At 57.0% G+C, this 18,148-nt stretch carries 17 protein-coding genes and 1 pseudogene; 10 read left to right on the top strand and 8 right to left on the bottom strand.

Going from position 1 to position 18,148, the window contains the following annotated elements; all coding sequences use genetic code 11:
* Positions 1-4: 4 nt before the first annotated feature.
* The 4 genes from xylA to IM313_RS09030 all read left to right on the top strand — a co-directional run bounded on the left by xylA (position 5) and on the right by IM313_RS09030 (position 4,406).
* Positions 5-1,327: a xylose isomerase gene (xylA, locus tag IM313_RS09045; protein ID WP_127334651.1), complete on the top strand. Its 1,323-nt coding sequence runs from the start codon at positions 5-7 to the stop codon at positions 1,325-1,327.
* Positions 1,328-1,388: 61 nt separating this feature from the next.
* A complete protein-coding gene (xylB, locus tag IM313_RS09040) occupies positions 1,389-2,843 on the top strand; it encodes a xylulokinase (RefSeq protein WP_192971804.1) in 1,455 nt (484 codons plus the stop codon).
* Between the two features lie 103 nt (positions 2,844-2,946).
* The gene (locus IM313_RS09035; protein ID WP_192971803.1) at positions 2,947-3,486 is read left to right on the top strand and encodes an isochorismatase family protein; all 540 of its coding nucleotides are present in this window, start codon (positions 2,947-2,949) and stop codon (positions 3,484-3,486) included.
* Positions 3,486-4,406 carry a GlxA family transcriptional regulator gene (locus IM313_RS09030; RefSeq protein ID WP_045260023.1) on the top strand — a complete coding sequence of 307 codons (921 nt, stop codon included), beginning with the start codon at positions 3,486-3,488 and terminating at the stop codon, positions 4,404-4,406. Before IM313_RS09035 ends, IM313_RS09030 begins: the two co-directional genes overlap by 1 nt.
* Here IM313_RS09030 and IM313_RS09025 read toward each other — a convergent pair.
* A complete protein-coding gene (locus IM313_RS09025; RefSeq protein ID WP_028015073.1) occupies positions 4,399-5,394 on the bottom strand; it encodes an acyltransferase in 996 nt (331 codons plus the stop codon). The two genes, IM313_RS09030 and IM313_RS09025, sit on opposite strands and share 8 nt — an antisense overlap.
* A gap of 182 nt (positions 5,395-5,576) precedes the next feature.
* On the opposite strand from IM313_RS09025, the gene IM313_RS09020 reads away from it, so the two are divergent.
* From IM313_RS09020 to glyS, 3 genes are all read left to right on the top strand, one after another.
* Positions 5,577-5,882: a YsaB family lipoprotein gene (locus IM313_RS09020; RefSeq protein WP_028015074.1), complete on the top strand. Its 306-nt coding sequence runs from the start codon at positions 5,577-5,579 to the stop codon at positions 5,880-5,882.
* Between the two features lie 160 nt (positions 5,883-6,042).
* Complete coding sequence (gene glyQ, locus IM313_RS09015) at positions 6,043-6,954, top strand: glycine--tRNA ligase subunit alpha (protein WP_003860141.1); 912 nt, start codon at positions 6,043-6,045, stop codon at positions 6,952-6,954.
* A 9-nt stretch (positions 6,955-6,963) separates the two neighbouring features.
* Positions 6,964-9,033 (top strand): glycine--tRNA ligase subunit beta, encoded by a 2,070-nt coding sequence (glyS, locus tag IM313_RS09010; protein ID WP_028015075.1) that lies wholly within the window; start codon positions 6,964-6,966, stop codon positions 9,031-9,033.
* Between the two features lie 93 nt (positions 9,034-9,126).
* On the opposite strand, the gene IM313_RS09005 is transcribed toward glyS, so the two are convergent.
* Together IM313_RS09005 and IM313_RS22700 are read right to left on the bottom strand one after the other, a co-directional pair.
* Positions 9,127-9,504 (bottom strand): hypothetical protein, encoded by a 378-nt coding sequence (locus IM313_RS09005; RefSeq protein ID WP_284733502.1) that lies wholly within the window; start codon positions 9,502-9,504, stop codon positions 9,127-9,129.
* Positions 9,465-9,647, bottom strand: a pseudogene (locus IM313_RS22700) (hypothetical protein); the annotation flags it as partial. The pseudogene IM313_RS22700 and the gene IM313_RS09005, both read right to left, overlap by 40 nt.
* Positions 9,648-10,484: 837 nt before the next feature.
* Between IM313_RS22700 and IM313_RS08995 the strand changes: the two are divergent.
* A complete protein-coding gene (locus tag IM313_RS08995) occupies positions 10,485-12,104 on the top strand; it encodes an ABC-F family ATP-binding cassette domain-containing protein (protein WP_192971802.1) in 1,620 nt (539 codons plus the stop codon).
* Positions 12,105-12,142: 38 nt separating this feature from the next.
* Here IM313_RS08995 and IM313_RS08990 read toward each other — a convergent pair whose 3' ends face one another.
* Positions 12,143-12,430, bottom strand: a complete 288-nt coding sequence (locus tag IM313_RS08990) for an HTH-type transcriptional regulator (protein ID WP_028015078.1) — start codon at positions 12,428-12,430, stop codon at positions 12,143-12,145.
* Positions 12,431-12,761: 331 nt separating this feature from the next.
* Between IM313_RS08990 and IM313_RS08985 the strand changes: the two genes are divergently transcribed.
* Positions 12,762-13,472, top strand: a complete 711-nt coding sequence (locus tag IM313_RS08985; RefSeq protein WP_045260020.1) for a DUF3053 domain-containing protein — start codon at positions 12,762-12,764, stop codon at positions 13,470-13,472.
* Between the two features lie 247 nt (positions 13,473-13,719).
* A complete protein-coding gene (gene cspA, locus IM313_RS08980; protein ID WP_003860775.1) occupies positions 13,720-13,932 on the top strand; it encodes an RNA chaperone/antiterminator CspA in 213 nt (70 codons plus the stop codon).
* A gap of 58 nt (positions 13,933-13,990) precedes the next feature.
* On the opposite strand, the gene ghrB is transcribed toward cspA, so the two are convergent.
* The 4 genes from ghrB to IM313_RS08960 all read right to left on the bottom strand — a co-directional run bounded on the left by ghrB (position 13,991) and on the right by IM313_RS08960 (position 18,081).
* A complete protein-coding gene (ghrB, locus tag IM313_RS08975; protein WP_047366950.1) occupies positions 13,991-14,965 on the bottom strand; it encodes a glyoxylate/hydroxypyruvate reductase GhrB in 975 nt (324 codons plus the stop codon).
* Between the two features lie 26 nt (positions 14,966-14,991).
* Positions 14,992-16,272: an MFS transporter gene (locus IM313_RS08970; RefSeq protein WP_028015081.1), complete on the bottom strand. Its 1,281-nt coding sequence runs from the start codon at positions 16,270-16,272 to the stop codon at positions 14,992-14,994.
* 117 nt (positions 16,273-16,389) lie between these two features.
* Positions 16,390-17,328 (bottom strand): sugar kinase, encoded by a 939-nt coding sequence (locus tag IM313_RS08965; protein WP_192971801.1) that lies wholly within the window; start codon positions 17,326-17,328, stop codon positions 16,390-16,392.
* A 3-nt stretch (positions 17,329-17,331) separates the two neighbouring features.
* Positions 17,332-18,081: a sugar phosphate isomerase/epimerase gene (locus tag IM313_RS08960; protein WP_192971800.1), complete on the bottom strand. Its 750-nt coding sequence runs from the start codon at positions 18,079-18,081 to the stop codon at positions 17,332-17,334.
* Positions 18,082-18,148 lie beyond the last annotated feature (67 nt).

Genomic DNA, 18,148 nt, shown 5'->3' with positions numbered 1-18,148 from the left:
CAATATGCAAGCTTATTTCGACCAACTCGATCGCGTTCGTTACGAAGGCCCAAAAACGACCAATCCTTTAGCATTTCGTCACTACAATCCGGATGAGCTGGTGCTGGGTAAGCGCATGGAAGATCATCTGCGCTTTGCCGCCTGTTACTGGCATACCTTCTGCTGGAACGGCGCCGATATGTTCGGCGTGGGTTCCTTTGACCGTCCGTGGCAACAGCCGGGTGAGGCCATCGAGCTGGCGAAACGCAAAGCCGACGTGGCGTTTGAGTTCTTCCACAAGCTGAACGTGCCGTTCTACTGCTTCCATGATGTTGACGTATCGCCGGAAGGGGCGTCGCTGAAAGAGTACCTGAACAATTTTGCGCAGATGGTGGACGTGCTGGCAGAAAAACAGCAGCAAAGCGGCGTGAAGCTGCTCTGGGGTACGGCAAACTGCTTCACCAACCCACGCTACGGTGCGGGTGCGGCCACCAACCCGGATCCGGAAGTGTTTAGCTGGGCGGCTACGCAGGTGGTGACGGCAATGAACGCTACGCATCAGCTGGGCGGCGAAAACTATGTCCTGTGGGGCGGCCGAGAAGGCTATGAAACCCTGCTCAATACCGACCTGCGCCAGGAGCGCGAGCAGATTGGCCGTTTTATGCAGATGGTTGTCGACCATAAGCACAAAATCGGCTTCCGCGGCACGCTGCTGATCGAGCCTAAACCGCAGGAACCAACCAAGCATCAGTACGACTATGATGTCGCCACCGTGTATGGCTTCCTGAAGCAGTTTGGTCTGGAAAAAGAGATCAAAGTGAATATTGAGGCTAACCACGCTACCCTGGCGGGCCACTCATTCCATCACGAAATTGCCTCTGCGATTGCGCTGGGCATCTTCGGATCGGTAGATGCGAACCGCGGCGATCCGCAGCTGGGCTGGGATACCGACCAGTTCCCGAACAGCGTGGAAGAGAATGCGCTGGTGATGTACGAGATCGTCAAAGCGGGCGGTTTCACCACCGGCGGCCTTAACTTTGACGCCAAGGTGCGTCGCCAGAGCACCGACAAATACGATCTGTTCTACGGCCACATTGGCGCGATGGACACCATGGCGCTGGCGCTGAAAGTGGCGGCGCGTATGATTGAAGACGGCGAGCTGGATAAGCGCGTGGCGAAGCGCTACAGCGGCTGGAACAGTGAGCTGGGCCAGCAAATTTTGAAGGGTCAGTTATCGCTTGCGGACATCGCGAAGTACGCTGAACAACAGCAGCTGGCGCCGCAGCACCAGAGCGGGCATCAGGAATTGCTGGAAAACCTGGTTAATCACTACCTGTTCGATAAATAACAGCATCCAGGCCCGGTAAGCGGAAGCGCCACCGGGCATTTCTGTCAAAGGAGTCACCACAATGTATATCGGGATCGATCTTGGCACATCGGGTGTGAAAGCCATCCTGTTAAGCGAGCAGGGCGACGTGTTAGCAACGCAGACTGAAAAGCTGCAGGTTTCACGCCCGCATCCGCTGTGGTCGGAGCAGGACCCGGAGCAGTGGTGGCAGGCGACGGATCGCGCGATAAAAGCCTTAGGCGAGAAGCACAGCCTGCGCGACGTGAAAGCGCTGGGCATTGCCGGACAAATGCATGGTGCAACGTTGCTGGATAGCCAGCATCGCGTTCTGCGCCCGGCTATTCTCTGGAACGATGGCCGCTGTGCGGAAGAGTGCGCAATCCTTGAAGCGCGTGTGCCCACGTCCCGCGAGATTACGGGCAACCTGATGATGCCGGGCTTCACCGCACCAAAACTTTTGTGGGTACAGCGCCACGAGCCGGAGATTTTCCGTCAGGTGGCGAAAGTCCTGCTGCCGAAAGACTATCTGCGCTTTCGTATGACGGGCGATTTCGCCAGCGACATGTCCGATGCCGCGGGTACCATGTGGCTCGACGTGGCGAAGCGCGACTGGAGCGAGGCGATGCTGGATGCCTGCCATCTGACCCGGGAACATATGCCCGCGCTGTTCGAAGGCTGTGAGGTGACGGGTACGCTGCTGCCAGACGTTGCGGAACGCTGGAATATGCCTGCCGTACCGGTGGTGGCCGGGGGCGGTGATAACGCGGCGGGTGCCGTGGGTGTCGGGATGGTTGAGGCGGGGCAGGCGATGCTGTCGCTGGGAACCTCTGGGGTCTATTTTGCCGTCAGCGACGGCTATCGCAGCAATCCCGAAAGCGCTGTGCACAGTTTCTGTCATGCGCTTCCGGGAAAATGGCATTTGATGTCGGTGATGCTGAGCGCGGCATCCTGCCTGGACTGGGCGGCGAAGCTTACCGGCATGGCGGACGTTCCGGCACTCATTGCGGCAGCGCAGCAAGCGGATGACGCGGCGAGTACCGTCTGGTTTTTACCCTATCTTTCTGGCGAGCGTACGCCGCACAACAACCCGGAAGCGAAAGGGGTATTCTTTGGCCTAACCCATCAGCACGGCCCGGCAGAACTGGCGCGTGCGGTTCTGGAAGGTGTGGGGTATGCGCTGGCCGACGGAATGGATGTGGTGCACGACTGCGGCCTGAAACCGGCGAGCGTCACCCTGATTGGCGGCGGCGCGCGAAGCCCTTACTGGCGACAGATGCTGGCGGATATCAGCGGGTTGCAGCTGGATTTCCGCACGGGAGGGGATGTTGGCCCCGCGCTCGGCGCCGCGCGTCTGGCGCAGATCGCTATGAACCCGGAACAACCGCTTTCGCAGCTGCTGCCGCAGCTTACGCTTGAACAGGCGCATCACCCTGACGCGGCAAACCATGCGCGGTACGCGGAAAGGCGCGCGGTATTCCGTAAAATCTATCAGCAGCTGCTGCCGCTGATGTCATAAACACGCTTGTCCGACCGCGGCACGAGGATGTCCTTTTTTGGTCTGTGCGTGCCTTCCTTTCCTTGCCAGTATGGTGTTACACCCACTGGCGAGGAGATCCATCATGTCACGCATTGCACTGATCAATATTGATACTCAGCAGTCCTTCCATCATCGCCCTTACTGGCAGGAGGGCGACATTCCTGCCTTTCAGCAGGCGATGCTGGGGCTGATTGAAGGCTGCCAGGCGCGCGGTATTCCAGTTGTTGATATTTTTCATGTGGATGAAGACGGCCCCTTCACGCTGCAAAGCGGCTATGTCAAACCGATGGCCTTTTTGCGTCATCAGCCGGATGTGGTTTTCCAGAAACACGTCCATAATGCCTTCACGGATACCGGGCTTGACCGCTGGCTGCGCGAGCGAGATATCAACCAGCTGATTATCTGCGGCATTCGCACGGAACAATGCTGCGAAACCACCGCTCGGGTAGCATCCGATCTGGGTTATGCTGTGACGTTTGTGAGCGAGGCAATGCTGACGTTTCCCATGATGTACAAGGGCATTACCCTGAGCGCAGCGGAAATTCGCCATCGTACCGAGACGGTACTGGCCGGGCGTTTTGCCGAAATTAAAACGGTAGCGGAGACGCTGGAGTCACTGTAATGCGCATCGACGTCTGGTTCGTGATGTTACCCGGGGTACTGGCACTGGATATGTCAGGCCCGGCGGAGACCTTTGTGCTGGCTGGCGACGCGTTTCGTCTGCATTACATTGGGCCGCAACCGGACGTGCCGACGTCGATAGGCCTGACGATGGGCGGCATCCAGCCGTTGCCGGAAAGTCTGCCTCCGGGGAGTCTGCTGGTCCTGCCGGGGGTGAGCGACTCCCGCGTTCAGTTCTCAACGCCGCAGGCGCAGCAGATCCAGCACTGGCTAATGCGCCTGCAGCCGGTCATTCAGCGCCGGGATATCACGGTGATGTGCGTCTGTTCTGGTGCGCTGCTGGCGGCGAAATCGGGCCTGCTGAATAACAAACAGTGCACAACCCACCATGACGTTATCAGCCGTTTACGCACTGTGGCTCCCACGGCGACGATTAAAGAAAACCGCATCTTTGTACAGGACGAGAATATCTGGACCAGCGCGGGGATCACGTCGGGCATCGATCTGGCGCTGCATATGATTAACCGCCTGTGCGGTCCCGAAAAGGCGCTGGCCGTGGCGCGCGAGATGGTGGTCTGGTTCCGCCGTTCCGGTGACGATCCCCAGCTTTCACCGTGGCTGCGCTACCGCAATCATCTTCATCCGGCGATCCATCGGGCGCAGGATGCGCTCACCGCCGAGCCGCAAAAAACGTGGAGCTTGCCTGATATCGCCGCACTGGCGCACGTCAGCCCGCGCCATCTCACCCGGCTTTTCCAGACGCATTTAGGGATTAGCGTCCGCGATTATCTGGAGCAGCTGCGTCTGGCGGTGGCGGAGCAGTGGCTGATGCAGGGGCGCGGCGTGGAACAGGCCTCGCTGGCGGCAGGCTTCTCCTCCCCGCGCCAGTACCACCGCGCCCGGCAGCGCAGCGTTAGCTGACGAAGCGGCGCGCGTCGATTTTTTGCAGCAGCATCGACAGCAGCAGGCTGATAACCAGCGTAGCGGCAAAAATCCAGACGATATCCAGCACCGGCCAGCTTTTGAGCTCAACGCCCCTTGTTCGCAGGGCGTGGATCACCAGCGCGTGAAAACCGTAAATTCCCAGCGAGTGCCGCGAGATAAAGCCCAGCACGGGAAGGGGACGCGCATTCAGGGTGTTTTTAACGAGCGTGAGCAGCGATACGGCACAGATAAAGACCATCGGCCCGCAATACAGATACCAGGTATCGGCAAAATTGCCGCGCCACTGAAGCTCATGTAGCGTCCCGCGTGAAATCACCGCCACGCCGGCGATAAACAGCGCTCCGCAGAGCCAGTTCAGACCGCGCTTTTGCGTGTCCATCATCCCGATGGCGCGCCCCAGCATGCCGTAAAGCACGTAGTAGAAGGTGTCGCCGTTGATATAGAGGTTTACCGGCAACCATTCGAAACCGTCGATTTTCTGCGAGATCGTGTTCGGGTTGGCGACGATGCCAATCACCACCATCAGGGCCAGAAGCATTTTCCCGCTGACGTTTTTCACCTGAATGAGCGGAGAGACCAGATAGATAACGATGATGGCGAAGAAGAACCACAGGTGGTAGAAAACCGGTTTTTGCAGCAAATATTTGAGGGATAACCCGGCGTTAATGGAGGTAAACAGGGTGATATAGAGCAGGGCAACGGCGCTGTAGAACCCCAGACAGGCCGCGATGCGGATGAAGTGCCTCGGCTGCGCGCTACGCTCGCCAAAAAAGAGAAAGCCGGAAATCATAAAAAACAGCGGCACGCTGACGCGCGACGCGGAGTTGAGGATATTGGCAATATCCCAGTTAACGGGGCTGATGCTGTGGGCATTCGTGACATACCAGGTCGTCGTGTGGATCATGACCACCATCAGACACGCTATTCCTCGCAGGTTATCAATCCAGTTAATTTTTGACGGCATCAGTTCCTCGTATTCCCTGTAAAGTGAGTGGGACTCCCATTGTCCAAAAGTCTTCGTTTGGAAAATTCTGAGTTTTATGCGCAGGCTTGCCGGGAGACCGCGAGATTCGCAGAATGGCAGACCTTAATCTATAAAAGTGTTGATACTAAAAATAACAGCCGCTGACCAGGACGGTAATAAAAATGATGATGAAGCGTGTGGCATCACTCTTTCTGCTGTTGATGCTGGCAGGATGCAGTGCGCCACAGGAAGTCCCCGTGCAAAAAGCGCAGCAGGGAAAAATAAGCCCGGAGCGTTCGCTGAATATGGAAGCGCTCTGTAAAGAGCGGGCTGCTCGGCGCTATAACTCGGACGTTCAGAAAATTAACGTCATCGGATTCGAGCGCTTTCAGGGCAGCTATGAGCTCAGAGGGTATACGGCGCGTAAAGAGGGCTTTGTCTGCTCGTTTGATGCGGACGGTCAGTTTTTACATCTCTCCATGCGCTAGCCTGCTCGCATAATCAACAACCAGACGCCGCCAGCGTTCTGGCCGGAAGGCTTATTTCCCAATTTTCCCTAAACAACCCCGTTTCGTACTGTATATCTTGCAGCCAGCGGGTATACTGGTCCCTTCCATTTAAAACCACACGTATCCAGCACGAAATACTATGCAAAAGTTTGATACCAAGACCTTCCAGGGCCTGATCCTGACCTTACAGGATTACTGGGCTCGTCAGGGCTGTACCATTGTTCAACCTTTGGACATGGAAGTCGGCGCCGGCACTTCACACCCGATGACCAGCCTGCGCGCGTTGGGGCCAGAGCCAATGGCGACCGCGTATGTGCAGCCTTCCCGTCGTCCGACCGATGGTCGTTACGGTGAAAACCCGAACCGTCTGCAGCATTACTATCAGTTCCAGGTGGTGATTAAGCCATCACCCGACAACATTCAGGAACTGTATCTCGGGTCGCTGAAAGAGCTGGGTATGGATCCAACCATTCACGACATCCGTTTCGTGGAAGACAACTGGGAAAACCCAACGCTGGGTGCCTGGGGTCTCGGTTGGGAAGTGTGGCTGAACGGCATGGAAGTGACCCAGTTCACCTACTTCCAGCAGGTCGGCGGTCTGGAATGTAAGCCGATCACCGGAGAGATCACCTACGGTCTGGAACGTCTGGCCATGTACATTCAGGGCGTAGACAGCGTTTACGACCTGGTCTGGAGCGACGGCCCGCTGGGTAAAACCACCTACGGCGACGTGTTCCATCAGAACGAAGTGGAGCAATCCACCTATAACTTCGAATACGCGGACGTGGACTTCCTGTTCACCTGCTTCGAGCAGTACGAGAAAGAGGCACAGCAGCTGCTGGCGCTGGAAACTCCGCTGCCGCTGCCTGCTTACGAGCGTATTCTGAAGGCCGCCCACAGCTTCAACCTGCTGGACGCCCGCAAAGCGATCTCCGTGACTGAACGTCAGCGCTACATTCTGCGTATTCGCACCCTGACCAAAGCCGTTGCAGAAGCTTACTACGCGTCCCGTGAAGCCCTTGGCTTCCCGATGTGCAACCGAAACAAATAAGAGGCGGCCATGTCTGAGAAAACTTTCCTGGTGGAAATCGGCACCGAAGAGCTGCCACCAAAAGCCCTGCGCAGCCTGGCTGAATCTTTTGCTGCGAACGTGACCGCCGAGCTGGATAACGCTGGCCTGGCGCACGGTAAAATTGAGTGGTTTGCTGCGCCGCGTCGTCTGGCGCTGAAAGTGGCAAATCTGGCGGCGTCTCAGCCGGATCGTGAAGTTGAAAAACGTGGCCCGGCGATTGCCCAGGCGTTTGACGCGGAAGGCAAGCCAAGCAAGGCTGCCGAAGGCTGGGCGCGCGGCTGCGGCATCACCGTTGATCAGGCCGAGCGTTTGACCACCGATAAAGGCGAATGGCTGCTGTATCGTGCCCACGTGAAAGGCGAAAGCGCGGAAGCGCTGCTGCCAAACATGATCGCCACTTCGCTGGCTAAGCTGCCGATTCCTAAGCTGATGCGCTGGGGCGCGTCTGACGTACACTTCGTGCGTCCGGTACACACCGTGACCCTGCTGCTGGGCGACACCGTTATCCCGGCGACCATTCTGGGCGTGGCGTCCGATCGCGTGATCCGCGGCCACCGCTTTATGGGCGAGCCAGAGTTCACCATCGACAATGCCGACCAGTACCCGCAGATCCTGCTGGAACGCGGTAAAGTGATTGCCGACTACGAACAGCGTAAAGCCAAAATTAAAGCGGACGCGGAAGAAGCGGCGCGTAAGATTGGCGGTAATGCCGACCTGAGCGACAGCCTGCTGGAAGAGGTCACTTCTCTGGTGGAATGGCCGGTTGTGCTGACCGCGAAATTCGAAGAGAAATTCCTGGCCGTTCCGGCAGAAGCGCTGGTTTACACCATGAAGGGTGACCAGAAGTACTTCCCGGTTTACGCCAACGACGGCAAGCTGCTGCCAAACTTCATCTTCGTGGCGAACATCGAATCGAAAGATCCGAGCCAGATTATCTCCGGTAACGAGAAAGTGGTGCGCCCGCGTCTGGCGGATGCCGAGTTCTTCTTCAATACCGACCGTAAAAAGCGTCTGGAAGATAACCTGCCGCGCCTGCAGACCGTGCTGTTCCAGCAGCAGCTGGGTACGCTGCGCGACAAAACCGACCGTATCGCGGAGCTGTCCGGCTGGATCGCCCGTGAAATCGGTGCCGACGTTAACCACGCGACCCGCGCGGGCCTGCTCTCCAAATGCGACCTGATGACCAACATGGTGTTCGAATTCACCGACACCCAGGGCGTAATGGGCATGCACTACGCGCGTCACGATGGCGAAGCGGAAGACGTGGCCGTAGCTCTGAACGAGCAGTATCAGCCGCGCTTTGCGGGCGACGATCTGCCGTCCAACCCGGTTGCCTGCGCTGTAGCGATTGCCGATAAGATGGACACCCTGGCGGGTATCTTCGGCATTGGCCAGCATCCTAAAGGCGATAAAGACCCGTTTGCGCTGCGTCGTGCCGCGCTGGGCGTGCTGCGCATCATCGTTGAGAAGAACCTGAACCTTGATCTGCAGACCCTGACCGAAGAAGCGGTGCGTCTGTACGGCGACAAGCTGACCAACGCGAACGTGGTGGATGACGTGATCGACTTTATGCTCGGCCGTTTCCGCGCGTGGTATCAGGACGAAGGTTACACTGTCGACACCATTCAGGCGGTGCTGGCGCGTCGTCCAACCCGTCCGGCTGATTTCGATGCGCGTATGAAGGCGGTTTCCCACTTCCGTACGCTGGAAGCGGCATCTGCCCTGGCGGCGGCCAACAAGCGTGTATCCAACATCCTGGCGAAATCCGACGAGACGCTGAACGAGCGCGTAAACGCCGCGACGCTGAAAGAGCCGGAAGAGATCGCCTTGGCGATGCAGGTTGTGGTGCTGCGCGACAAGCTCGAACCGTACTTCGCGGAAGGTCGCTACCAGGAAGCGCTGGTTGAGCTGGCGGAGCTGCGTGACGTGATCGACGCCTTCTTCGAGAAAGTGATGGTGAACGTAGAAGATAAAGAGCTGCGTATTAACCGTCTCTCCATGCTCGAAAAACTGCGCGAGCTGTTCCTGCGCGTGGCGGATATTTCGCTGCTGCAGTAATGTGCCCGTTGTAACAAATGCTAAAAACCCGCTTCGGCGGGTTTTTTTATGGGTCTTTTGTAGACCGGATAAGCGCAGCGCCATCCGGCAGGTTTAGCCGATCGCGATTGTGCCTTCGTCTGTCTGCAGCCAGCGCGGTGCCTTCAGCGTATCAGCAAAGTAGCTGACCAGCTCGCACAGCAAATCTTCCATCACGATTTCAGATTGTCGCGACAGTGAGCCGTTCATCAGCATCTGCGTAAGCTCCTGACAGTAGCGCCCCAGCTGATCGCATTCGGGTTCGAAAGCCGGAACGCGTGACGGGAGTTCCTTCACGGTCAGGCTGGCTTTTAAAGCGTCCGGAACAGGTTCCAGAAGCGTGGGTTGCAGAAGATTCAGACAGGCATAAAGTCTGCCGTAAAGCGCCATTTTTGGGGCGGGTTCTTCGCAATCTACCAGTGCGTCGGTAAAACGTTCGCAGTTATCCGCCAGTTCGGTGAAGTCGGTGGCGTGGTTGAAGGGCAGGGTGAATAAAGAATGAGCTTGGGTTGGGGTAGTAGCCATATTGGCAGCCTCCGATAAGTGATAAAGCTTCCACCACCGGAAATGCTAACTTCGCTGGTGGTGGACTGAACAGAGTTAGCATTACCGGCCTTATCGGATACCGGCGCATCTTTCGATGCCCCTGCTCAGCCCACCATTGAGATGTAGCAAAGCATGCTGCACATAATGTGCCGCCGATAAGATAAGCCAGGATGCTAAACCCGGCACCTGATTTTGCAGGTGCAAAGAGAACTTACTGCTCATCAAAACAGGCGGCAATAGATTTGAGCTATGCCACTGAGGATATTACCATTTCTGGAAAGAGACTCGCAAAATTACCGCAATGAAAAGCATACTGCGGGCAGAGGTCTTATAGCGACGCTATGGTCCGGCTGTAAATCGCTGAGGCGTTTCCTGCAGGCCGGGGCGAGGCGCATGGATGCGCCGAGAGGGCGGGCTTTACAGGGATGTTACCTCCGCCCGTCCCCGATAAGCCGGAAGGAATAAGCCGAAGGTACCGCGTAGCGGCGATTTACCGCCGGGAGCCCGGGTAGCCAGGGTGGTGGCGACTGAGCCACCCTGGCACGTTCACGGGTATTGTCGTTACAGAGTAGCAAGGAACATAAAGTGAACGGAATGACCACCAGAGTCGTATGCTTCCCCTCACCCCAGCCCTCTCCCTCAAGGGAGAGGGGGCCGTCTGTGCAAGCAATATTTGGTGGGGATCCCTCAGCCCAAAGGGAGAGGGAGTACAAATCGTCCAAAATTTAACCTTGAAATGGTCAACCCATTACCTCTATCCTTATCTCCGTTAAATTTCTCGCTCTGGAGCGCCCCCCAAAAATGAACAAACACGACTGATGAATTTCGATCCTTGCTAAACGCCACCGCGTGGGCAGGGGATGTTTTGATTTCATTCAGGAGTGCTTATGGCTCATTTTGCGCAGTCCCCTTCTTTTATTTTGCATCAGGTCACCTGTCAGTTTGCGACGGGCGATACCCTTTTTGGTCCGCTGAGTTTTTCTCTGGAGCCGTCTCTGTGCGCGTTGGTTGGCCGCAACGGCAGCGGGAAAACGCGTCTGCTGCGTCTGCTGGCGGGGCTTGATGAGCCTGCAAGCGGGCATATTGAACGTACCGGAACACATGTCTATGTTGCTCAGCAGCAGGACATTTTGCCGCACACGACGCTGGCTGAGCTGCTCGGGTACGAGGCCATCTTCGCGGCGCGAGCGCGTATCGACAGCGGCGATTACCAGCCTGACGATCTGGAAATGCTTGATGGATTCTGGGATTTAGCTGAACGTCTTGGCGAGGCGTTTGCCCGGGCGAAACTTCCGCCGTTTGATCCAGATAAGCCAGCCGGTGAGCTCAGCGGCGGCGAGCGTATTCGCGCGCTGCTGTGCGGGGCATTTACGGCTGAAGCGGATTTCCTGCTGCTGGACGAACCGACTAACCATCTGGATCGACAAGGACGGGCGTGGTTCTACGACCAGCTTGCCCGTTATCAGGGCGGCGTGCTCGTCGCCTCCCATGACCGTGAGCTGCTGGCGCAGGTGCCGCGTATTCTTGAGCTGAGCAGCGGCGGCCTGCGCAGCTACGGCGGGAATTATGCGGATTATCAAACCCAGCGCGATGCCGAACAGCAGGCGGCCCGCGCGGCGCTGGAGCACGCGGCCACGGAGCGCAAACGCACCCGCGCGCGCATGCAAAAAGAGCATGACGACAGCCAGCGGCGCTCGGCAAAAACATTACGCACCGTCGATACCCTGAATATCGCGTCGTTTGAACGCGTCAAATACAAAGGTGCGGCAAAGGAACGTATCGGCGCCTGGAAAAAACAGCACAGCGAGCAAAATGAAGCCCTGAATGCCGCGGTAAACAAGGCGCGTGAGCGGGTTGAGGAAGATAACCCGGTGATGTTTACCCTGCCGGGGAGTCAGATCCCGGAAGGTAAACAGGTGCTGGTGCTGGAAGATCTGGTGTTACCGCATGTGCCTGTTCCTCCGCTTAGCTGGCGGATGGATGGGCCAATGCGGGTGGCGCTAAAAGGTCCGAACGGCTGCGGGAAGTCGACGCTGTTGAAAGCCATCCTCGGCGACATTAGTCCACGCTCAGGAACCTGCAAGGTGTCGGTCAGCTGTGCTTATCTCGATCAGCATCTTTCCCGGCTCGATCTGTCGCAGTCGGTCATGACGCACCTCAACCTGGGCAATACGCCCCTGGAAGAGGGTATGTTACGCACCCGTTTAGCCCAGCTTCAGCTGGGGGCCGACAAAGTCTCGCTCCCGCTGGCGGAACTGAGCGGCGGTGAGCGTCTGAAGGCTGCGCTGGCCTGCGTGCTTTGGCGCGGGGAGGCCACGCAGCTCCTGTTGCTGGATGAACCGACCAACCATCTGGATCTGGCTTCAGTGCAGGCTATTGAAGCGGCGCTGGCTGGTTTCCCCGGCGCGCTGCTGGTGGTGTCACACGATGATGCGTTTTTAAAAGGGTTAACGTTGACGTACGAGATGGTGTGGGAAGAGACGGGCTGGCGTTTCGAGAGCCTTTAAACACAAGCCCCCGCAGAGGCGGGGGCGTTCAAACTTTACTACGCTATCTGTTTGCTGAGTGCAGGGTTGGCCTGAATCAGGCGCATCAGCTTTAACTCGGTTGGGGTGGGTTTCTCTCGTTTTGACTCCCACTCCAGCACCATAGCCACGCTGACACCCATCGCTCTGGCGAATTCTTCAGTTTTCAGCCCTGTCCCTTTGCGCAATTGCTCATATTCTGTAAAGGGATTGGATTTTTGTTGCAGGGTAATGGCCTGCGGTACATCTTTAAAAACGATCTGTTCCAGACTGCTCAGCAGCTCAAACTCAGGATCTTTATATTCCATTGAGAACTCCTCTTAAATCTCACATCGTGATCAAGAACATCAGAGAGCCAATTAAGAATAGTCCCTAATACAAACCAAGGATCGTCACGGCTGTGATTAATCGTGCGGTAACGATCGCTTTACGCGATTCAGCTATCTGGATAGTTATGCTAATTCCCTGATTAACCATATGTCGGCTTCGCCAGGTATTTTTTTGTAAATAGTAAGAAATAAATCGGCAATAGTCGTTTTACATGAAAAGAGTATCTTGCAAGGCTGACCTGGACTATCCTTGTCAGCGTCGGGCACGCGTGTGCCGGTGTGCGCTTTTTTGGGTGAAAGGAGTAATAAAATGGCGACAGGAAAGTCCTGCTCTCGCTGGTTTGCGCCTATTGCGGCGTTGTTGATGGTTGTTAGCCTGAGTGGGTGTTTTGATAAAGAAGGCGATCAGCGCAAAGCGTTTATCGATTTTCTGCAGAATACAGTGATGCGCAGCGGCGAGCGGTTGCCGACGCTGACTGCGGATCAGAAAAAACAGTTTGGCCCCTTTGTGTCCGATTACGCCATTCTTTATGGGTATTCACAGCAGGTGAGCCAGGCGATGGACTCCGGTATCCGCCCGGTAGTGGATAGCGTGAACGCCATCCGTGTTCCCCAGGATTATATGACTCAGCGCGAGCCGCTGCGCCAGTCCAACGGTGCGCTCGGCGTGCTGAGCCAGCAGCTGCAAAATGCGAAAATGCAGGCTGACGCGTCACGTTCTGCGCTGAAGCAGGGCGAGGATCTCAAACCGGTCTTCGATAAAGTGTATGAGAAAGTAGTGACGAAACCGTCTGAAGCGATACAACCGCTGATTCCGGCCGCGCAGGTCTTCACTCAGCAGCTGGTTCAGGTCGGGGATTTCATCTCGCAGCAGGGGACACAGGTGAGCTTTGTTGCCAACGGCATTCAGTTCCCAACCTCGCAGCAGGCAAGTCAGTACAATACGCTGATTGGGCCGCTGGCCGCCCAGCACCAGGCCTTTAGCCAGGCGTGGGGCGCAGCAGTCGCTGCCACAGAATAAACCGAAAAACCCCGCCTCAGGCGGGGTTTTTTTTCGGCATTCAGAAAATAACGCTTGTCATTCCTCTACCACATCGGTATAACTGTTCGCGTCGGTTTGTTACACAGACCTAAAGCAGTTTAGTAAAGCAGTCCAGATTGTTATCCATAGATACCCTTCGTAGTGACCCTTCCTTCATCGCTTAAAAATCTGTAACGCAATCCATCAAGCCGGAAGGCACAATATATTTGTTAATAAGGTAATTTCTATGTCTGCTAAAATGACTGGTCTGGTTAAATGGTTCAACGCTGATAAAGGTTTCGGCTTCATCACTCCTGACGATGGCTCTAAAGACGTGTTCGTACACTTCTCTGCTATCCAGAACGATGGCTACAAATCTCTGGACGAAGGTCAGAAAGTTTCCTTCACCATCGAAAGCGGCGCTAAAGGCCCAGCAGCTGGTAACGTTGTAAGCCTGTAAGCTTCCAACCCAGTAGCACAAAATTCAAAAACCCGCCTTCTGGCGGGTTTTTTCGTTTCTACTGTTGGATCTGCGGGTTAACGCAGTTCCTGTCTACTTTTCCAGCAAGCGCGGCTATCAGGTTATCTACTGCCGTCGCCGCCATATTGTAGCGCGTCTCGTGGGTAGCAGAGCCGATGTGTGGCAGGGCGACGACGTTTGGCATGCTCAGCAGCGGGGAATCCACCGGAAGCGGCTCCTGCTCAAACACGTCCAGACCCGCGGCGTGGATCTCGCCGTTTTGCAGCGCTTCAATCAGCGCTTGTTCATCCACCACCGGGCCGCGACCCGCGTTGATGAAGATGGCGGACTTCTTCATTTTTTCAAACGCGGATTTGCCAATCAGATGGCGCGTTTCATCCGTCAGCGGCAGGATCAGGCAAACAAAATCGGCTTCCTGCAGCAGCGTATCCAGCTCGCAGTAACGCGCGTTGAAGCGTTCTTCTGCTTCACTGTGATGACGGCGCGCGTTATACAGAATCGGCATGTTGAAGCCGAAATGCGCGCGCTGCGCCAGCGCCAGCCCGATACGCCCCATACCCACGATGCCCAGCGTTTTGCCATGCACATCCACACCGAACCAGTCCGGCCCAATGCTTTTCGTCCATTCGCCGGCTTTCACACGCTCGGCCACTTCCACCACGCGACGGGCCGTGCTGAGCACCAGCGCCATCAGCGTATCTGCCACGGTTTCCGTCAGGGCATGCGGCGTGTGCATCAGCAGGATTTTACGGGCGTTCAGGGCATCCACGTCGAAATTGTCATAACCCACGGAAACGGTTGAGGTAGCACGAAGCTTCGGCATTTTCTCCAGCAGGGCGACATCCACTTTTTCGCTTGAACCCAGCAGGCCTTCGGCGCTGGCGAACGCATCGGCGTGCTGCGCCACGGTCTCCGGGCTCAGGTTCTTCACCTGCGTAACGGTGAAGTGTTCTTCCAGGCGTTTCTGCAGATCTTCCGGCAGAGCTTTGTACAAAATGACGGACGGCTTCATGCTAATCTCCGTTGATTTTTAAGGATTCAGGCGTGGCGTGCGCCGACGAGGTGCTGTTGATTATTAGCAGGCTTAACAATCAAAGTAAGCCACACGGAGGCGAAAAGCGCTACCCCCATAAAGATATACGACGCGGATGGGCTGCCGGTAACACCGTTCAGGTAGCCGACGAACCAGGATCCGCAGAACGACCCCAGCGCGCCCATACTGTTAATCAATGCCATTGCACCGCCCGCGACGTTACGCGGCAGCATTTCCGGGATGATGGCAAAAAACGGACCGTACGGGGCGTACATGGCGGCACCGGCAATCACCAGCAGGGTATAAGAGGCCCAGAAGTGATTCGCGCCCACGGCCCACGAGCCGATGAAGGCGAAAGCGGCAATCAGCAGCAGCGGCCAGACGAACAGCTTACGGTTTTGCAGCTTGTCCGACGCCCAGGAGACAACGATCATCGCGATGGTCGCGGCGAGATACGGTACGGAAGAGAGCCAGCCCACTTCCACCATGCCGAGGTTCTCGCCGCCGCTGCGGATAATCGACGGCAGCCACAGCACAAACCCGTACACGCCGATACTCCAGGTAAAGTACTGCGCGCAGAGCAGGATAACGTTGCGGGAGCGGAACGCTTCGCCGTAGTTGCGTACCGCCTTCAGCCCCTGCTGCTCTTTATCCAGTTGCGCCTGCAGCGCGGCTTTTTCATCTTCGGAAAGCCACTTCGCCTGGGCAGGCTTGTCTTTTACCAGCACCCACCAGCAGAATGCCCAGATAATTGCGGGTACCCCTTCGATGATAAACATCTCGCGCCAGCCGAAGGACTGGATCAGGTAGCCGGAGACGACCGACATCCACAGTACGGTGACCGGGTTACCGAGGATCAGGAAGGTATTCGCGCGTGAACGTTCAGATTTGGTAAACCAGTTGCTGATGTAAATCAGCATCGCCGGCATGACCGCTGCCTCAACGACGCCGAGAATAAAGCGAATGGCGGCCAGGGCAGGAATATTGTTCACCACGCCGGTCAGTGACGCGCAGGCGCCCCACAGGATCAGACAGATGAAGATCAGCTTACGCACGCTGCGGCGTTCCGCGTAAATCGCGCCGGGGATCTGGAAGAAGAAGTAGCCCAGGAAGAAAAGGGCACCCAGCAGGGATGAAATACCTTTGGTGATGCCGAGGTCTTCGGTGATCCCCGCCGCGGACGCGAAGCTGAAGTTGGCACGATCGAGGTACGCCAGGCTGTACGTGATAAACACGATTGGCATGATGTACCACCAGCGTTTTACTGCATTGGTCGAACTGTTCATAGGCTTGCCTCTGTTGTTGAGGTTGTTACCGCCGTTGACTGTAGGGTACACGGTGGCTTAATTATTTGGTGTGGCATGCTGCCCTCACCCTGGCCCTCTCCCACAGGGAGAGGGAATTTAAACGCCGAGCTCTGCTCGCGTTGGCAATCCTTCGCTGTCGCCCTGCACCTGAATCGCCAGCGAGCCAATCTTATTGCCCCGCGCGACGGCCTGCTGCAGCGGTTTGCCTTCCAGCAGGGCGCTAATGACGCCTACGGCAAAGCCATCGCCCGCGCCGACGGTGTCGACAACGTTCTCAACCTTCACCGCCGCGACCGCGCCCTGTTCGCCGTCTGCCGTTTTGAACCATGCACCATCGGCACCGGTCTTCAGCACCACCGCTTTTACCCCTTGACTCAGATAGAAATCAGCAATGCCTTCCGGCGTATTTTCACCCGTCAGAATCATCCCCTCCTTCAGGCCCGGCAGAACCCAGTCCGCCTGGAACGCAAGGCGGTTCAGCTTCTCGACCATTTCCGCTTCGCTTTTCCACAGCACCGGGCGCAAATTCGGATCGAAAGAGATCGTTTTGCCCAGCGACTTCATGGTCGTTGCCGCATGGTCCAGCAGTTCATAGGAACTGTCAGAGAGCGCCGCCGCCACGCCGCTCAGGTGCAGATGGCGCGCGGAGGCAAAATAGCCGGCGTGGTAATCTTCCGTTGAGAGATGGCTTGCCGCCGAACCTTTGCGGAAATACTCCACGATGGGATCGGTTCCATTTTCGACCTTCGATTTAAGCTGAAAGCCGGTAGGAAAGCGTCCGTCCAGGGTGACGCCTGCGGCATCAATATTCTCTTTTTTCAGCGAGTCGAGAACGAAATGGCCAAAGCTGTCATCCCCCACGCGGCTGACCCAGCCGACGTTCAGACCGAGACGCGCCAGGCCGGTCGCGACGTTCAGCTCTGCGCCCGCTACGCGTTTGATAAAGTGCTCTACCGCGCTCAGTTCGCCCGTTTCGGTCGCGACAAACATCGCCATAGCCTCGCCGATCGTGATGGCATCCAGCGTTTTGTGCATGATTTACTCCTCGCGCAGCAGGTTGACGTAATGACGGGTAACGGCGGTTAAATCCGCCCCTTCCAGCGGGAACTCAATACCGCGCGGAGCATCTGCAGGCAGCTGGCCGAGCAGATCCAGCCAGCGCGCGTCTGCGCGGTCCGGCGCCACGGCGCGGAAGTTATCTTTATGCGGCACGGCGGCTTTAACGTGGATATAGCTCACCGCAGGGGCCAGGTGACGTGCGGCCTCTTCGGGGGAGTCGCCGACCCACAGCCAGTTGCCCATGTCGAAGGTCAGCGTGACGGGCAACGCCATTTCCCGACAGGAGGCCTGGAAGCGCCGCATGGGCGCGAGCTGCCCGCAGTCGGTCTGATCGTTCTCCACAACAAGCGCCATACCGCTGGCATTCAGCAGGGCGCGCAGGGCGTCGAGAGGCTGTGTGTCGCTGAAATGGCCCAGAGAAACCTTCAGCCACAGGGCGTTAAGGGTGTTGGCCTCAGAGAGATAGCGGGGCAGGTTCGGGTTAAGGGTGCCGTCGGCCATAAACAGGGCGGCGGGCGCGGAGTAGCACGCCAGCAGACCCATTAGCTCGATGGATTCGCTCAGTGCAGGCAGCGCCAGCAGCTCTTCGCTGTTAAACAGTTCGCGGCGGATCTCCACGCCGTCTGCCCCTGCGCCTGCAATAACGGGGAGCATCGCCCGCTGACCGCCTGCCTGTCGCACCTGTTCCGCGCCATACGCGGCGGTGACCACCATGATTTTCCTGCCCATCTTCGGACTCCATCGCAACATATCAATACTATTACGCTAGATGGAACCGGTTCCAAAGAAAAGATCA

Origin of the sequence: Enterobacter cloacae complex sp. P2B, from assembly GCF_014895985.1 — a bacterium.
Lineage (GTDB): Bacteria > Pseudomonadota > Gammaproteobacteria > Enterobacterales > Enterobacteriaceae > Enterobacter > Enterobacter bugandensis.
The sequence above is the reverse complement of the archived record's forward strand: the minus strand, read 5'-3'. Positions and strand labels throughout refer to the sequence as shown.

Bases quoted from the DNA above. Each gene is read 5' to 3' on its own strand.
- glyS (WP_028015075.1), top strand. From the start codon at position 6,964: ATGTCTGAGAAAACTTTCCTGGTGGAAATCGGCACCGAAGAGCTGCCA.
- IM313_RS08990 (WP_028015078.1), bottom strand. From the start codon at position 12,430: ATGGAATATAAAGATCCTGAGTTTGAGCTGCTGAGCAGTCTGGAACAG.
- xylA (WP_127334651.1), top strand. From the start codon at position 5: ATGCAAGCTTATTTCGACCAACTCGATCGCGTTCGTTACGAAGGCCCA.
- cspA (WP_003860775.1), top strand. From the start codon at position 13,720: ATGTCTGCTAAAATGACTGGTCTGGTTAAATGGTTCAACGCTGATAAA.
- IM313_RS08965 (WP_192971801.1), bottom strand. From the start codon at position 17,328: ATGCACAAAACGCTGGATGCCATCACGATCGGCGAGGCTATGGCGATG.
- xylB (WP_192971804.1), top strand. From the start codon at position 1,389: ATGTATATCGGGATCGATCTTGGCACATCGGGTGTGAAAGCCATCCTG.
- IM313_RS09025 (WP_028015073.1), bottom strand. From the start codon at position 5,394: ATGCCGTCAAAAATTAACTGGATTGATAACCTGCGAGGAATAGCGTGT.
- IM313_RS08985 (WP_045260020.1), top strand. From the start codon at position 12,762: ATGGCGACAGGAAAGTCCTGCTCTCGCTGGTTTGCGCCTATTGCGGCG.
- ghrB (WP_047366950.1), bottom strand. From the start codon at position 14,965: ATGAAGCCGTCCGTCATTTTGTACAAAGCTCTGCCGGAAGATCTGCAG.
- IM313_RS09035 (WP_192971803.1), top strand. From the start codon at position 2,947: ATGTCACGCATTGCACTGATCAATATTGATACTCAGCAGTCCTTCCAT.
- IM313_RS09030 (WP_045260023.1), top strand. From the start codon at position 3,486: ATGCGCATCGACGTCTGGTTCGTGATGTTACCCGGGGTACTGGCACTG.
- IM313_RS08995 (WP_192971802.1), top strand. From the start codon at position 10,485: ATGGCTCATTTTGCGCAGTCCCCTTCTTTTATTTTGCATCAGGTCACC.
- IM313_RS08960 (WP_192971800.1), bottom strand. From the start codon at position 18,081: ATGGGCAGGAAAATCATGGTGGTCACCGCCGCGTATGGCGCGGAACAG.
- IM313_RS09020 (WP_028015074.1), top strand. From the start codon at position 5,577: ATGATGATGAAGCGTGTGGCATCACTCTTTCTGCTGTTGATGCTGGCA.
- glyQ (WP_003860141.1), top strand. From the start codon at position 6,043: ATGCAAAAGTTTGATACCAAGACCTTCCAGGGCCTGATCCTGACCTTA.
- IM313_RS08970 (WP_028015081.1), bottom strand. From the start codon at position 16,272: ATGAACAGTTCGACCAATGCAGTAAAACGCTGGTGGTACATCATGCCA.